At 66.0% G+C, this 14,801-nt stretch carries 15 protein-coding genes and 2 pseudogenes; 7 read left to right on the top strand and 10 right to left on the bottom strand.

The window, feature by feature from the left end; translation table 11 throughout:
* A pseudogene (locus AB0J09_RS35705) lies at nt 1–187 on the top strand (type II toxin-antitoxin system PemK/MazF family toxin); the annotation flags it as partial.
* Nucleotides 188–885: 698 nt separating this feature from the next.
* On the top strand, nt 886–1,107 hold the full coding sequence (locus AB0J09_RS35700; protein WP_360700750.1) for a zinc-binding dehydrogenase: 222 nt from the start codon (nt 886–888) through the stop codon (nt 1,105–1,107).
* 197 nt (nt 1,108–1,304) lie between these two features.
* On the opposite strand, the gene AB0J09_RS35695 is transcribed toward AB0J09_RS35700, so the two are convergent.
* The 6 genes from AB0J09_RS35695 to AB0J09_RS35670 all read right to left on the bottom strand — a co-directional run bounded on the left by AB0J09_RS35695 (nt 1,305) and on the right by AB0J09_RS35670 (nt 6,687).
* Nucleotides 1,305–1,895 carry a WHG domain-containing protein gene (locus AB0J09_RS35695; RefSeq protein WP_360700747.1) on the bottom strand — a complete coding sequence of 197 codons (591 nt, stop codon included), beginning with the start codon at nt 1,893–1,895 and terminating at the stop codon, nt 1,305–1,307.
* Nucleotides 1,888–2,724, bottom strand: coding sequence for an alpha/beta hydrolase (locus AB0J09_RS35690; protein WP_360700744.1), 837 nt, complete (start codon nt 2,722–2,724; stop codon nt 1,888–1,890). Before AB0J09_RS35690 ends, AB0J09_RS35695 begins: the two co-directional genes overlap by 8 nt.
* A gap of 440 nt (nt 2,725–3,164) precedes the next feature.
* Entirely contained in the window at nt 3,165–3,575 is a 411-nt protein-coding gene (locus tag AB0J09_RS35685; RefSeq protein WP_360700741.1) for an Imm10 family immunity protein, read from the bottom strand.
* Between the two features lie 264 nt (nt 3,576–3,839).
* Complete coding sequence (locus AB0J09_RS35680) at nt 3,840–4,319, bottom strand: YcxB family protein (RefSeq protein ID WP_360700738.1); 480 nt, start codon at nt 4,317–4,319, stop codon at nt 3,840–3,842.
* 456 nt (nt 4,320–4,775) lie between these two features.
* The gene (locus AB0J09_RS35675) at nt 4,776–5,654 is read right to left on the bottom strand and encodes a dihydrodipicolinate synthase family protein (protein WP_360700735.1); all 879 of its coding nucleotides are present in this window, start codon (nt 5,652–5,654) and stop codon (nt 4,776–4,778) included.
* On the bottom strand, nt 5,644–6,687 hold the full coding sequence (locus AB0J09_RS35670) for an aminotransferase class V-fold PLP-dependent enzyme (RefSeq protein WP_360700733.1): 1,044 nt from the start codon (nt 6,685–6,687) through the stop codon (nt 5,644–5,646). Before AB0J09_RS35670 ends, AB0J09_RS35675 begins: the two co-directional genes overlap by 11 nt.
* A gap of 63 nt (nt 6,688–6,750) precedes the next feature.
* On the opposite strand from AB0J09_RS35670, the gene AB0J09_RS35665 reads away from it, so the two are divergent.
* Nucleotides 6,751–7,722, top strand: a complete 972-nt coding sequence (locus AB0J09_RS35665; RefSeq protein ID WP_360700730.1) for a helix-turn-helix domain-containing protein — start codon at nt 6,751–6,753, stop codon at nt 7,720–7,722.
* A gap of 686 nt (nt 7,723–8,408) precedes the next feature.
* Nucleotides 8,409–9,767 (top strand): IS701 family transposase, encoded by a 1,359-nt coding sequence (locus AB0J09_RS35660; RefSeq protein ID WP_360700727.1) that lies wholly within the window; start codon nt 8,409–8,411, stop codon nt 9,765–9,767.
* Between the two features lie 142 nt (nt 9,768–9,909).
* On the opposite strand, the gene AB0J09_RS35655 is transcribed toward AB0J09_RS35660, so the two are convergent.
* Nucleotides 9,910–10,239 (bottom strand): hypothetical protein, encoded by a 330-nt coding sequence (locus AB0J09_RS35655; protein WP_360700724.1) that lies wholly within the window; start codon nt 10,237–10,239, stop codon nt 9,910–9,912.
* Between the two features lie 276 nt (nt 10,240–10,515).
* Here AB0J09_RS35655 and AB0J09_RS35650 point away from each other — a divergent pair, with 276 nt between their 5' ends.
* Nucleotides 10,516–10,875 carry a type II toxin-antitoxin system RelE/ParE family toxin gene (locus tag AB0J09_RS35650; RefSeq protein WP_360700721.1) on the top strand — a complete coding sequence of 120 codons (360 nt, stop codon included), beginning with the start codon at nt 10,516–10,518 and terminating at the stop codon, nt 10,873–10,875.
* On the top strand, nt 10,875–11,189 hold the full coding sequence (locus tag AB0J09_RS35645; RefSeq protein ID WP_360700753.1) for a helix-turn-helix transcriptional regulator: 315 nt from the start codon (nt 10,875–10,877) through the stop codon (nt 11,187–11,189). Before AB0J09_RS35650 ends, AB0J09_RS35645 begins: the two co-directional genes overlap by 1 nt.
* Before the next feature lie 345 nt (nt 11,190–11,534).
* Here AB0J09_RS35645 and AB0J09_RS35640 read toward each other — a convergent pair whose 3' ends face one another.
* Nucleotides 11,535–11,936, bottom strand: coding sequence for a tyrosine-type recombinase/integrase (locus AB0J09_RS35640; RefSeq protein WP_360700718.1), 402 nt, complete (start codon nt 11,934–11,936; stop codon nt 11,535–11,537).
* Between the two features lie 334 nt (nt 11,937–12,270).
* The gene (locus AB0J09_RS35635) at nt 12,271–13,029 is read right to left on the bottom strand and encodes a Type 1 glutamine amidotransferase-like domain-containing protein (RefSeq protein ID WP_360700715.1); all 759 of its coding nucleotides are present in this window, start codon (nt 13,027–13,029) and stop codon (nt 12,271–12,273) included.
* 152 nt (nt 13,030–13,181) lie between these two features.
* Between AB0J09_RS35635 and AB0J09_RS35630 the strand changes: the two genes are divergently transcribed.
* The gene (locus AB0J09_RS35630; RefSeq protein ID WP_360700712.1) at nt 13,182–13,496 is read left to right on the top strand and encodes a hypothetical protein; all 315 of its coding nucleotides are present in this window, start codon (nt 13,182–13,184) and stop codon (nt 13,494–13,496) included.
* A gap of 130 nt (nt 13,497–13,626) precedes the next feature.
* On the opposite strand, the pseudogene AB0J09_RS35625 reads toward AB0J09_RS35630, so the two are convergent.
* Nucleotides 13,627–14,694, bottom strand: a pseudogene (locus AB0J09_RS35625) (IS701 family transposase); the annotation flags it as partial.
* Nucleotides 14,695–14,801 lie beyond the last annotated feature (107 nt).

Below are 14,801 nucleotides of genomic sequence, written 5' to 3'. Positions count from 1 at the left end.
TTGCACGTGGCTGACTACCGTGTCCCGGGACGACCTGATCGAGCGGGCGGGCGCCCTGCCCTACGCGAAACTCAACGAGATTGAGGATGCCCTCCGACTCGCTGGACAGGCGAAGGAGCGGACCCCGGCGACGACCGCGAAGCTCAGCGAAATGAGGGACGCCCTCCGTCTCGGTGGACTCGAGTAGTCGGGCAGGCGGAGAAGGAACGGACACCCCCGGGTGGCGTGGTCGATCTCGTCCAGATGATCGACGCTGACCACCTGTCTCCTCGGCGCCCCGCACCATCGAGATCACGATCTACGGCTGGAGTACTAGGCTCCAGTCACACGAAAGCCCAGGTCAACGGCCTGGGCTTTCGATCTTTCTAGGGCCTCGTTTTGGGATCGTGCCCGTTACGTGCCCGATGACTTCTTGGTGAGCTTGCCGCGTGCGAGGACGTCAAGCGGCGGCGCGCCGCGCCGCCGTACCCCCCGGCCCTCCGCCCGCCCGCCGTCCGGGCGTGCGGCCTGGGGGCCGGTCCCGGACGGCGGCGGGACACCGGGCCGGGCACCGCACGCTAGCCCCGCCGTACCAAGCGAACGCTCCGGCCGGGGTTGCCGCGCCGCCGCACAGATGCAGCCCTACGATCGCCATTGCATGGCTGGCCACCGTCTGTCTTGGGGGCGATCGACGATCCAGGGTTCGTTCCTCACCCTGGATCACCGAGAGCGAGGGCTGACCCCAGGTTCCGCGTAATTCGGCGGCCTGGTGGAAGGGCTGGTGGGGTCTGCGCGGGCGGCTGTCCTACACGCTGATAGCGCTGACCGGGGTGGCCTTCTTCAAGGTCGAGATGATTTACATCCTCGTCGTCCTGCCGTTCCCCGCCAACTGAGGCTTCCATAGCGGTGGAACCCCCGCGTGCTCGATGGGCTGCTGCACGCCGGCGCCATCAAGAACGGGGGTTTCTGCGCCCCCCGGGCGCCCCTAGCGGCAGGCTGGTCGTCTACGGCGCCCTCGACCCGCGCTTCGACCTCGCGGACATCGCCGAAGCCCACCGCTACATGGCGGCCAACGGCCAGGTCGGCAAGATCGTCGTCACGGTCACCCCTGAAGCCACTTCCTCCTGAACCATCTCGCCTTCCGCACCAGGAGTGGGAGCGCGCTCACCGCGCACAACGTACGGCGCGGCTTCCGGGAAGATCCTCGACGCCGCCGGCCTGCCTGGCAACGACTGGTCCCCCGCGAAATGCGGCACAGCTTCGTCTCGCTGCTGCAAGGCTCCGGCGTCCCGATCGAGGACGTCTCCCGCCTTTGCGGCGCTGCACTAGGAGTATTGGGTCGCCGCCCTGTCCGGGCGGTCCCGAGCAGGCCCGGGCAGGCCCGAAATGATCATTTGTGTCAGCAGCTCGTAGCTGTCGTCCAGGTCAACGGGGAGCCCGAACGCGCCCGCGGTCTCCAGGACGGCGAAGCCGTGGACGACCGAGCGCAGGCATCTGGCCGCGTGGATGGCGTCCGCGCCCTCCAGCCCGTACGCGCGAAGCACGGCGAGCACGATGTCGACCAGTCGCGTGCCGGCCTCGGCCAGCTCTGGCCGCGGGGCCTGGATCATCGCGGCGTACCTGCCCGGGTGGGCCACGACATAGGCGCGCCAGGCGTTCATGAAGGCGCGCAGCGCCTCGGCTCCGGTTCGGCCGAGCACGGCCTCGCGCGCTCGGTCCGCCAACTCCTCCATGACCCGTATGGACACCAGCGTGTTGAGCTCCGCGAGGTTGCGGACATGCTTGTAAAGAGACGGAGTGGCCACGCCGGCACGGCCGGCCACCGCCGAAAGGGTGACCGCGCTCGGACCTTCCTCATCGAGGATCCCCATCGCCAGATCGACGATCGCGTCCTGCGACAGGCCCGCCCTAGGCACGGGCGTGCTCCTTCAGGAACGCCAGCATGATCTCGGACACCTCGGCGGGGAACTGCGCGTGCGGATAGTGACCGGCACCGTTGATCATCACGACAGTGCCGCGTCCGGCCGGCATGGCTGCGACGACGCCCTCCGCCTCGGCCCTGGGATCGGCCCAGTCGGGGTCGAGCGTGCCCATGACGACCAGGGCGGGGACGTGTACGTTCGGGAGTTGAGCACCGGCATCGGTCGGGGCGGACATACCCATCTTGCTGACGACCGCCATGCGGCCCGGCCGACGCAGGGCCGCCTCCAGCGCGGTCATGTACTCCTCGTAATCCGCGGGCTTGACGCCAGGGTAGGCGTGGTCAAGGTAGCGCCTCCACAGCCCCACGCTGCGCAACGCCCCGGCACCCAGCAGCAGCGTGACACCCTTGCGGTGCCGGCCGTTGCGCAACAGGCCGCCCAGGTCCAGCTTCTGTGCCCGGGTGAACGGGCCGATCTCGACGACAGCGCTGACCATGTCCGGATCCAGCGCCGCCGCGATGGTGGCAGCGCCACCGGAGAAGGAGTGACCGACGACCACCGCCGGCCCGCCCAGTTGGCGGATCAGGGCCAGCAGATCATTCGCGACGTCGGTGCGGGTGTAGGAGGGCCAGTCGGTGGTCGATTCCCCGTGGCCCCGCAGGTCCACGCTGGCGACGCGATATCCGGCGGCCACGAGACGTGGCGCCAGCAGGCGATACGCCCCTCGGCCGTCGCCCATGCCGTGAGCCAGCACCACCAGTGGTCCATCGCCGGTCACGTCGTAGGCGAGCCGTCCGCCTTCAATCTCCAGGTACTCGGTCATGACGCCCTCCATGGCTAATCCCTATAGCCAAAAGCTAACGCCATTAGCCGGATGCTGTCAATCCCGCGGCCGGCCTCGCCGAACACCTGCTCACGGAACAGGGGCTGTACGCAACCGGGCACGCCGCGGCGGTGCGGGTCGGCGCCGATGATGAGCAGCTCCTCGACCAAGGCATGGAAGGCGGCCTCCGGGAGTCCGGGGATTTGAGCGCTGCGGTGTCTGGGGATGCTGCCCGAGCCTGATTCAGGTCCGTTGGATACTGAACGTCGTCGCTCACAATCTGCCGCGGTCCATGCTGCTGGAGCGGGCTGAGAAGGGCGACAGCGACGCGCTCGTTGCATGTCCAGGTATGCAGCCCCAGGGCCTCGGCCCGCTGCCTTGCACTTACAGGTGGACGAGGTAGACGGGAAGACCAGGCAGGGACCGCTCGTGTGCCCTAGCTACAGCTCCATGCGACGAGGGAATGCATCTGGCCGCCCGTAGGAGAAGATGCGTCGGAGAGCGCCGCGCAGTTCCTCGCGCGCATGAGCCTCAAGGTCCAGCGTGACGTCAATGGTGTGGTCGTCGAAGCAGTAGAGAATGGCTGCAGCGTCGTCGAGCACCACCGTTAGCCGCTGATCGTCCATGACGATCTCCCTCACGCAGCCATAGGCAGCCACCCCATTGTCTACGACAAGGCAGTGGGTGTAATCATCGTCGATCTCTTCATCGTCCTCGACCTCGTAGAGCGAGCATTGAAACATCAGGCTTTGACCGGTCCCGTCGGGGTTCTCCGCGACGCCGGCCGACAGACACTCAAGCTCAAGGTCTTCATCGACCCCCGCCACGCGAGCAGTAAAGGTGAGAGGCATGTCGGGAGCCTATTGACCGCTCTCGCCAGTGGCAGCGTAGTGATCGAGCTGATACCGCGCTTTCGACGGCAGCGGCATCGAATATTGCCGGATGATCTCAGCCGCCGAACTCGATCCAGTGCGAGGCAGGAGTCCTACTGCGCACCCGGAGCTAGGGTTGGAGTGTGGGCATTCCACCTGGCCCCTGCTGCTTTGGCGTACTTTCCCTTCGGGTTGCTTGACGACGGAAGGGACGAGCAGCCGAGGAGATGCGACGGATGTCGTTCAGACAACCTCAGCGGCACGATAACCAGCTAGCAATTTGTCAATCTCGGCCTGTTGTGTCGCGTCGAATGCTCGCCGAGGGAGGAATGCTACGCACTGCTTGTTCACGTAGAACAACCAGAACTCGGGGCCGGTTATGGTCCGCTCGAACATAGACCACCGCATCGTGGTGTTGTACTGATCGGTGTGATGTTCGTAGCCGTCATCCGTGACCCGGATGGTGCTCGGCAGGCAAAAATGCTTGAGTTGGCGCGTGATATTGCGCCGTACCAAAAAGCGCAGCACCAAAGGGAACGCGATTGCACCGGCAATCAACCCTACTCCCAGCGCGGGATCATCGAACAGGAAACTTGCGAATCCCCATACGGTCAATACAAGCGGAAGCGCAAGATACATGAAGAGAAGCCGACGCTTGGAGCCCGCCTTGAATGCGCGGATGACCTCGTCAGGTGTGAGCTCACAACTCGCCTTAATGTCCACTATGACACCTTTGCCTCAGATGGTTACACATCATCCCCTGGTACAACGGACGATCGCAACAGCGTGCCCATCGCGTGCCCGATGGGGCGGGAACCAGGGGGAACAGTGGGGAGTCACGGGGAACGCGATCAGTGCTCTGAACTGTGTCTTCGCAGGTCGAACAAGATCCACATGCGTCTTTGCAAGCAGGAAGTCAGGAGTTCGAATCTCCTAGTACGGCAGCCGCCATTCGCTAGCTGAGCTGGGATGATGCGCCGCTGGTCAATGCGATCTTGTGATGGCGATTCTGCACAACAGAGCAGCCGCCCATGATCATGTCTGTGTGAAGAGTACAAGACTCTGGCAACTCGGCCCGGGACCGTACCGATATTCCGAGCCGTTGCGTACAAAACACTGGCGGGCGGCTGGCACCGCAACCCAAAGTTCTTCCCGCAAACACCCGATATGACCTTGGCGCTAACCGAGGTTCATGGCCGCGACCTGCTCCGTTTCGGCCGGCGGCAACGGTTCCAGCGGCGGTCGTACGGTCGCGCTGGCGATCACGCCGAGCTGAGCGAGCGCGGTCTTTACCACACCGACACTGGGCGCGCCTCCCCTGGCCGACCGCAGGTTCTCGAACGCGGTGGCCCGTCGGACGGCGGCCCGCGACGCGGCCAGGTCGCCGGTCCGCAGGGCGTCATAAAGCGCCATCGGAATGGTGTCGTCGACCGCGATGAGGCCGGAGGTGAAGCCGGTGGCGCCAGCCTGCCACGCGTACGCCGCCCATTTCTCCGCCAGACCGCACAACCAGACCACCTGGTCGAGGACGGCGTGAGCGGCCAGCGCGGTCGGATCAGGCACCGAGTGCTTGATCCCCACCACGTTCGGACAGGCGGCGACCAACTCGGCGACCGCCGGCGGACCCACCGCGGGATCACGCAGATACAGCACCACCGGCAGCGGAGAAATTGCGCTCGCGATCGCACGGTGGTAGGCAACCCAACCGGCCACCGACGCAAACGGATTGGTGGGCTGGTGAATCATGACGGCGGCGGCACCGTACGCTGCCGCTGCCTTTGCCTCCTGGATCGCCGCGTCGACCGCGCCACCGACCGAGGCGATAACCGGCTTGCCGACGGTCTCCACGGTCGCGGCGACGACATCGAGACGTTCTTGCGCTGTCAGAGCGAGAAACTCTCCGACACTGCCGCCAACGGTGATGGTGCCGGATCGGCCACCATCGACGTGTCGCGCCAGCCGGCGTACCGAGTCGAGGTCGATCGACCCGTCGGTGGCCATCGGCGTCACGACGACGGCGCACACCGAAGCGAGCTGAATGGCGAAATCAGCGGACACGAAGCGCCTCCAGTACGCGGTCGAGGTCGGAAACGGTGGTGTAGGGCCCGATGGCCAGCCGCGCGCCGGACGGCGTACGGGACACCGCCAGGCCGGCCGCCTGCAGCAGGTCCGCCGCATCGGGCCGAGGGATGCAGACGATCGGCGTACTGCCCGGCGGCAGGTCGAGCCACCGTCGTAACTGGTCGGCGAGATCTAGCGTGTGGCCGGCGATCCGGTCGGCCCCGAGATCCAGCACCGTGTCCAGGGCGGCCGCGGTGGCGCCCCAGGAGTTCCACACTGGGCTCACGTCCAGCCGGCGAGCGGCCGGATCGAGGTCGAGTGGACCGCCGAAGAAATGGCTGGCGGACGGGCTGGACCACCAGCCCGCGCCGCTGGGTCGCAGCCGGTCCAGCAGGTCTGGCCGTACGGTCAGAAACGCCGTACCGCGCGGTGAATACAGCCATTTGAAGGCTGGGCACACCACGAAGTCGAAGCCGGCGTAGTCGGCATCTAGCCAGCCGCACGCCTGCGCCGCGTCGACGATGGTCAACGCGCCGCGGTTGGCCGCGGCCGTACGGATCGCGGCGTGGTCGGCGAGCGCGCCGTCGGCGGAATGCACAAGGCTGAAAACGACCGCGTCACCGCGCTCGGTGATGGTCTCGGCGAGCAGGTCCCGGCGGACCAGGTCGACCTTCACGCCGCGGTCGGCCTGGCTGAGAAAGGGAAACAGCAGCGAGGTGAACTCGTCCTCACTGGCGATCACAGTGCTACGTTCAGGCAGAGCGGCGGCCACGATACTGGCCAGCTGCGACACCGACGTGCCGGTGGCCACGTCCGCCGGGTTCACGCCCACCAGCGCAGCGAACGAGGTTCGCGCTTGTTCGGTGGCGCCCAACCAGCTGCCAAGCGGCGCGGCACCATACGTCCACTGCTCGATCCATCCGGTCGCGGCGGCAATCGCCGCACGTGGCGGCAGGCCGTAGGACGCGGTGTTGAAATAGCCGGCACCGCGGCCGTCCCAGTAGCCAGCGAGTTCAGTCATGGCATGCATCGTCGGTGGAAGGCATGCTTCCCGGTAAGTGGCAGTTATGACCTCCGCCGTATGATTTGGGACATGATCACCGTTGCCGTGCTCGCGTACGACGATGCGCCGACCTTCGAGTTGTCCATCCCGCAGGCTGTCTTCGGAGCGGCGGAGCTGGCCGACCGGTGCGAGGTCGTGCTGGTGTCCGGTGAGCCGGGTGAGCTGCGGACCGAGCACGGCTGGCGCCTGCCGACCCGGTCGCTGCCGGAGCTGACGCCGGCCGACCTCCTGGTGGTCGCTGGTTGGCGGGACCCGGCCGAGGACGTGCCGGCGAGCATGGTCGAAGCCGTACGCGCCGCCGCGCACGCCAGCGCTACCGTCGTGGCGCTGTGCACCGGCGCCTTCGTGGTCGCCGCGGCCGGCCTGCTGGACGGCGAACCGGCCACCACGCACTGGCGGCACGCTCCGGCGTTCGCGCGCCGCTTTCCCCACGTACACCTCGATCCCGCGGTGCTTTACGTGGACCGCGACGCGATCGCCACCTCGGCGGGGACGGCGGCCGGCATCGACCTCTGCCTGCACCTGGTCCGTGCGCGGTTCGGTGCAACCGTCGCCAATGCGATCGCCAGACACCTGGTCGTACCAGCGCATCGCGAAGGCGGCCAGGCACAGTACCTACCGCAGGCGGTCCAGTCGGTGGAAGGCGACGACCCGATCCGCGCGTCGATGAAGTGGATGACCAGCCGGCTTGACCAGCAGATCACCGTCGCTGACCAGGCCGCGCGATGCCACCTGAGCGCCCGCCAGTACGTCCGGCGGTTCGCCGACGTCGCCGGCACCAGCCCATACCAGTGGCTGCTCCATCAGCGGATCGCGCGCGCGTGCGAGCTGCTGGAGAACACCGACGACAGCATCGACCAGATCGCCACCGCCTGCGGTTTCGCCGATCCAACCGGGCTGCGCGCACAGTTCCGCCGCCGCGTCGGCGCGACTCCCACGGCATACCGTGCCACCTTCCGGACCCGAGGCAACAACCTGCCAGCCAATGCGGTCTCGAGCTGACAGGTCGTCTCTCTTGAACGTGGCGGAGTTGGCGGCCAGCGTGACGGCTCGACGCAGGTGCGATTGCCTGGAACTACCACACCGTCCGCTTCACCAAAGTGCCCCGGCTGTCCAAGGAGTGCGCGTTCGACCTCTGGCCGAACGCGGATGGTCAGGGGTGTTCAGGTGGTCCAGGCGCATCTGATAACACAGTGCATCAAGTTGATCGGACGCTGCTTGCGCGATCTTCGGCCGGAGGATGTCGCACGGCTCCAACGCCTCACCAACCGGAGCAAGGACCACCTACTTGCGCCTGAACGTCAAGACTGGGCTCGGCGGTGTGTGAGCGACCTTCAGCAGCATATCCCTTGGGTCTGGTCTGAACGCAGGCAGGCGTAAATTCAGCAGACCTGTATGGGTGCGATGGTGCTTGCCAACGGAGGCGGGCGTCGAACACGGATGGTCATGGCGAGCGCCCGAGTCCCCAAGAACGTCGTTTCCGTTCATCAAGGCGTTGGACCTCCGACGGGAGTACGCCGAGCCTAGTACGGCAGCCCCAATTGCGGTGTGAGCTGGGATGATGGCGGCCGGACGATGCGATCTTGTGATTCGATGCGGGAGCAACGAGAGCAGCCGCTCATGATCATGTCTGTGTGACGAGAGCAAGATCGAGAGCGGCTGCTGCCCTCATCGTAGAGGCAGCGCGCGTGCAACGAAACACCGAGAACCTCCTGACCGCGCTGGCGCCGATGTTCGCCCGCATCGAGCCGCGGCAGCAGGCCGCCAAGTACATCCGCGCGCTGATGTCTCACCTGCCCAAACGCAACGGGTGGACGATCGCCGAATGGGTGGGCGACCGCAGCCCGGACGCCACGCAGCGGCTGCTGAACCGCGCCAGCTGGGACACGGCAGGAGCGATGAGCGCCGTGCGCCGCTTCGCCGTCACCCGCCTGGACGCCGCAGCCCGCCCGGCATTCCTGACCGTGGGAGCACTGGATGAGACTGGCCAGGAGAAGAAGGGCACGGCGACGGCGGGCGTCAAACGCCAGCACATGGGCTGCGCGGGCGGCGTCGACAACGGCATCAACACCGTCCACCTGGCCTACGTCCGCGCCGGCACCGGGCACGCGCTGATCGGCGCGCGGCAATGGATCCCCGCCGAGCAGATCTCCGATCCCGTCAAGGCCATCACCACCGGCCTGCCGACGAACCTTGCCTTCGCCACCAAGGGCGAACTGGCCATCGGCCTGCTTCGCGATGCCTACGCCGACGGCGTGCGCCTGGACTTTGTAGCCGGCGAGGAGGTCTACGGCGCCTGCCCGCACCTGCGCAGCTTCCTCGAAGAGCACAACCAGGGCTACGTGCTGCGCGTCCGCTCCGCCTTCGCCCTCGCCCTCGGAGCAGGCACCCGCCTGACCTGCGAACAGGCGGTAGCCAAGCACCTGAAGCAGAAGCGCAAGTGGACCATCCACTCGGCCGGTGACGGCTCCAAGGGCGAGCGCATCTACGCCTGGGCCTGGATCGCCACCGCCAGCCTCACCCACTTCCTGCTGGTCCGCAAGCACCGCAGGACCGGAGAGCTGGCCCTCCACTACTGCTTCATCCCCGCAGGTCAGCTGGCCACCCTGCCCCGCTTGATCGCCGCGGCCGGGCTGAGATGGCCGGTGGAGGAAAGTTTCGAGTTCGGCAAGGACTTGTTCGGACTGGACCAGTCCCAGGTCCGCCTCTATGAGGCGATCCTGCGGCACACCGTGCTGGTCATGGCCGCCCTGGCCATCTGCGCGGTCAGCGCCGCAGCCGCTCGCCGCCGCACCGACACCCAAGCCTCGCCACCCACGAAACCCGACCAGGCCCCGCCCACAGACCCTGGGATGATCCCGCTGACCGTCGCCGCCATCAAGGACCTGTTCAACGCCGCTACCACGCACACACGTCGCTGGAACACACCGCCCACTGGTCACTCTGGCGACGCCGCCACCAAGCACGCGCCCGCTGGTTCCACCAGCGCGCCCGCCTCGCCACCGCATACACCCAGCTCAGCTAATGATCGGCGGCTGCCGTACTAGGCTCCACTATCGAAGGGGCCGGGTAGGTGGGCCGGAGCTCACCCACCCGTTTGCCCGATCACCACTGCCTGACGGGACCCCGTCCCGAGCGGTCCTCGCTCCGCGAGGGCTGTCTGCTGGGGCGCGCCTCCGACGCGCAAGGTCATCGCGAGTGAGCGCTTCGCGCACGAGGCTCAGCCGTTCTTCCAGTCGAGCCAGGGCCTCGACTCCTACAGGCCTTCGCTTCGCTCAGACATTTCTTCTTGAGAAGCGCAGGCTGCGCCTGCGCTTCTATCGGTATGGCCGGCGACGAGAACTCCGGCTCGGACGTAGCAGCCGGTAACCTTCCGAGCCAGCATGGCCGAGGCGTCGTCAGCGGGCGCCGCAGGTTCAGCGCCTTGTCCTCGCGGCGGATGCCGATCAGAACAGTGATGTAGCCGACCAGCAGGATGACGCCGAGCAGTCCGGCGATGATGAGCTCGATCACGTCCACGTCACCCCGCCATGGTCGTAGGGCGAGTCTCGCCGCGCCGCACACCTTCCCGGCGCTTGGCCGCCTGCTTCTTGATCCAGCGATCTCGAGCCCTGCACTTACGGCACCGGGTCTGGCCCTCGTCCAGGCTTGCGCTGCACTCGCAGGCGGGCTCGGGCGCCGCCGCCAGGTCGCTGCATGAGCGCCTTGAGGTCGGCGAGGCTCACATCTCTGACTGAACCTCCTGGCGTTTATACAGGACTCGGCGGAGGTATACCGTTCGCTATACTGCTGTACGTGGCAGACGAGTGGGACGTCTACATCGTCGATGAGGTGCGCGAGTGGATGGAGCAACTCGACGACGCGACACATAGGCGTGTTGTGCAAGCAATCGACGCGCTCGCCGAAGGAGGACCAGGCCTGGGACGGCCGCTGGTCGATACGATCACCGCTTCACGTCTGCAGAACTTGAAGGAACTTCGGCCGGGGACCGTGCGGATCTTGTTCGCGTTCGATCCGTGGCGGTCCAGCATCCTGCTTGTCGCGGGTGATAAGGCCGGACAGTGGAATGCCTGGTATAAGCAGGCCATCCCGCTCGCCGAGCAGCGCTACGAGATCTACGTGAAGGAACGGCAGGCGGAGGAGGGCGGAACGTGATGGGATATGCGCGCTGGAAGGATATTCGTGCTGAGCATGTCGAACGTGCTGGCGGCGAGGACGCTGTTGAGGCGGGTAAGCAGGAACTGCTCGCCAAGGTGCAAGGACACCGGCTTGCTGAGATCCGTCGTAGTCGCGGGTTGACCCAACAGGCCCTCGCGCAGCGCATGGGGGTCACCAAGGGCCGCATTTCGCAGATCGAGCAAGGCAAGATCTCCGGGCAGGATGTGCTCGCCCGGTACGCCACTGCTCTGGGCGGTCGGCTTCATCAGTCGATCTACTTTGACGACGGTGACATCGCTGCTATCGCCTGAGACGAAGCAGGGGGCTCATACCGTCTGATACCTCGTAAAGGGGCGAGGGGTAATCTGGCAGCGTGAGCAGGTCACCGTATGCATCCCGCCACTCTTGGAATTCCTCTCGGCTCGGACATCGGGATGATGGGGGCTGTTCCGGGGCACCGCGTACAGCAGCAGGCACAGCAACACCGGCTCACGTGATCACACGTCATCAGCCCGCACTTCCCGCCTGACCAGGTCAGGAACCTCCCTACAGGCAGACCGGTTCCCGTTTGCAAGCAGGAAGTCAGGAGTTCGAATCTCCTAGGCTCCACCAGCAAAACGCACCCCCGCTAATGATCGCTTAGCGGGGGTGCGTGACTAAGTGAGTGACCACGTCTCTTCTTGTGCCGGGAAAATGCCGTCCATGGCCTCTGCGCCCTCCAGCAGCACGGGCCGTAGCTGAAAGCGGTAAACCGTCTCGGTCACCACGGTGTTCGCGTGGCCTACCAGGCGCGAGATGTCCTCGATAGGGATTCCCGAGTCCGACAAGATCGACACGAAGCTGTGCCGTAGCTCGCGGGGTGTCCACTCCGCGCTAACCAGCCCAGCGCGATCGAGTACTTTCCGGAAGTCGCGACGGACGTTCGTGGCACTGAGCGACGTATCAGTCTTGGTGCAGAAGACTAGACCCGCGCTCTTCCGCATATTGCCCGAAGCGGTTCGTACTTCGTCCTGAGCCTCACTGAGCTGACGAAGAGCCTTCACTGCACGTGCCGGCATCGTGAGCGTGCGCCGCGACAGGGCCGGACCTGTCAGCGCACGCGTGCGCCGGTCACGAGGCCGGCCTTACTGCATGCCTCCGGCGGGGGCGCTCCGGCTCCGGGCAGCCAAGATCGTTCCCTGGCCCGTCTGAGGGGTTGCCGCGGAAGCCTGCCCGCCTGCCGCCGTCCCAGGGCAAGCCCTAGCAGACCAGCCGCGGGGCCGCCTCCGCTCCATCACGGCCATGGACCGGGCACCCAGGTGGGCAACCCCGCGGCTGGTCCGCTATCCGTCGGATGGGACGACGGCAGACGGGCAGGCCAAAGAGCGTTCCTGCCCATACGCGAGCTTCGAGTCAGCTCTGTGGCGCTTCAGCAGCACTTGCGGAACGGACGATCAGGGCGGACCCAGGTTCTCCACTTGGGATTATCGACCACACGTTCCCGGAGCCAGTAATCGAACAGTCGTCCGCGCGAGTCTGCGCCACGGCCGCTATAAGGCAGGTATCCTCGTCGATTCCTACGGCTGACGAAACACATCCTGATTCCACGAGTGCGACGGTTCGTCCGAGGGTGCCAGCCTGGGCAGTGTGCACATCCACGCCGAACTCGATCAGACCTAGTCCAGGGCGCACAGTCAACTCATCCAGACCTTCCGACCATTCACGCGGGCTGACCTCCTTGCCGTGAAGGCGATGCCCGCCTACCAGCGCCGCAGTAGACGCAATCATCGCTCCGGCGGAGAATCCCACATATGGAACGCCTGCGGAGACGGCTGAACGGATCGCAGCGCCTGAATCGTATAGCCCGGCGAGATAGTCTGGTGTTGGGCCACCTGCGACGACGATGCCATCGACACTGAGGAACACGGCCGGATCGATGGCCTTCCCCTGCAAAAATACCGGCTCGACAGCGGCCCACCCATCAGGGACTAGCGCCTCGACGTAACTGGGAAGGAAGTACTCAGCACTGCCCTGGTGATCGACAAGAACGATAGCCAGGCGCGGGTGACGTAGTTGTGCACGTGCGTGCACCTCTGCTTCGGACCGGAACGACTGTAGAAGGTTGGCGGTAGTCACGGTGTCTAAGCCGCCACCCACGAGGAAGATGCTCATGACGAGCAGGCTATCTATCGATCATCAATTGCCCCGATGTGGGTAGACACAGAACCAAGTGGTCCCCTCGTCTACATCTCGCCTTCGCTGTTCTCGATCAATCCAGCGCGACAGCGCTCGACCTCCTCGGAGACCCCGCTCTACAGTGAAGCGTGGCCGACGACTGGACCGAAGACGAATACGTCGAGTACCTGCACGGCGAGCGTCGGCGGTTCGCGTGGGTGATGCAACGATACGGAGGCACCACGCTGGCTCAGGCGGAAGCGGCAGCCTTGGAGCGCTATCCCTACGAGGCGAGCAACGCGCTATTCCGCGGGCTCATCTTCCATGACGAGGCATGGCATTGGGCGATGCTGGCGATCTACGGAGACCTCTACTGGGTGGAGCACCCGGAGTTCGTCGCCCCATCGCCTGAGTACGAAGCCTTCGCGGAAGCCGAGCCCCCAAGTGAGTGTCAAACTGAGTGACTTCCGGGGTGCCCAGCCTCGCCCCCCGATGCACATCCATGCGCTGAACATATAGCTTTACCAGGACAAACGTCAGGTCAGAGGATCATGGCCAGTGCTTTGCAAGCAGGAAGTCAGGAGTTCGAATCTCCTAGTACTCCAGTGACACATCGCGATCATGGTTGGGATCTGCGCTGGTAGTGGCAGTGTCGGGCGGTTGCCTGATGGCGACGCCGCCAGTCTGACCAGCGCAGGATGTCCGTGATGGGTGGGGCGTGCTCAAGATGAGCGCGGCCAGCAACCGCCGGATCTCGGGGAGTGTCAGCCGGATGCGGTCGTCGGCGTCGGACGGCTGGGCGGCAGCGATGACCGCCAGCAAGGCCAGGGCAAGCATGGCCAGGGTGATGTGCCGGTGCCAGGCCGTCCAGCCGCGCACCTGGTAGTGGTCCAGGCCGACCTGCCCCTTAGCGGCTTGGAAGGACTCCTCGACTGCCCAGCGGACACCGGCGATCTTGACCAGGGCCATCAAGGGTTGCCGATCGGGGGCGTAGCAGCGGTAGAAGGCCAGCTCACCGGTGCTCAGGTTGCGGCGGATCAGCAGCCATCGGAACCCATCCGGCTGGTCCTCGTCGATGCGGGCCCAGGCCCAGGCATACCAGCGTGGGCCCTTAGCGCCCTGCCCGGCGCGGTAGCGATGCCAGTGCCGGTCGGCCACCCGCGCGGCGACCTCGGCCGCGCTGACCTGGGCTCCCTCGAACTTGATGCGCCGGTTGCCGGCGATCGCCAGAACGTACCCCATCCGGCGCCCTTCCAGAGCGGCGCGTAGGCGCGGGTCCTGGCCGTAGACCTCATCACCCGTCACCCAGCGGGCGGGCACCCCGGCCTCCAGCGCGGCCAGCACCATGGCGGTGGCCAGCGCGGGCTTGGTGGCAAAGCCTGCCTCGTCCGGGATGCCGGCCGCCTGGCATCGGCCGGGGTCGGCCAGCCAGGTGTGTTCGGGCAGGTAGAGACGCCGATCCAGCAGCGCCCGCACGGCCGGGGTGGCGTAGGCCAGAAACACGCCGATCTGGCAGTTCTCGATCCGGCCCGCGGTGCCGCTGTATTGCCGCTGCACCCCGGCCGAGGCAGTGCCCTTCTTGATAAAGCCGGTCTCATCGGCGATCAGCACGCCATCCGGGCCGAGTCGATCGACGACGAAGGCTCGCACGTCATCGCGTACGGCGTCGGCGTCCGGTAGCTGTCAAACCGTATGAGACGTATCAGGCGACTTGTTCTGTATCGGAGCTGGGTTCCTCCTTGGCGGGTTCGTTGATCCAGACTGCGGTG

Source organism: Nonomuraea sp. NPDC049784 (assembly GCF_040659615.1).
Lineage (GTDB): Bacteria > Actinomycetota > Actinomycetes > Streptosporangiales > Streptosporangiaceae > Nonomuraea.
Note: the sequence above shows the minus strand (reverse complement) of the source record. Positions and strands in the feature narration are given on the sequence as shown.

Bases quoted from the DNA above. Each gene is read 5' to 3' on its own strand.
- AB0J09_RS35690 (WP_360700744.1), bottom strand. From the start codon at position 2,724: ATGACCGAGTACCTGGAGATTGAAGGCGGACGGCTCGCCTACGACGTG.
- AB0J09_RS35685 (WP_360700741.1), bottom strand. From the start codon at position 3,575: ATGCCTCTCACCTTTACTGCTCGCGTGGCGGGGGTCGATGAAGACCTT.
- AB0J09_RS35670 (WP_360700733.1), bottom strand. From the start codon at position 6,687: ATGCATGCCATGACTGAACTCGCTGGCTACTGGGACGGCCGCGGTGCC.
- AB0J09_RS35665 (WP_360700730.1), top strand. From the start codon at position 6,751: ATGATCACCGTTGCCGTGCTCGCGTACGACGATGCGCCGACCTTCGAG.
- AB0J09_RS35645 (WP_360700753.1), top strand. From the start codon at position 10,875: ATGGGATATGCGCGCTGGAAGGATATTCGTGCTGAGCATGTCGAACGT.
- AB0J09_RS35640 (WP_360700718.1), bottom strand. From the start codon at position 11,936: ATGCCGGCACGTGCAGTGAAGGCTCTTCGTCAGCTCAGTGAGGCTCAG.
- AB0J09_RS35635 (WP_360700715.1), bottom strand. From the start codon at position 13,029: ATGAGCATCTTCCTCGTGGGTGGCGGCTTAGACACCGTGACTACCGCC.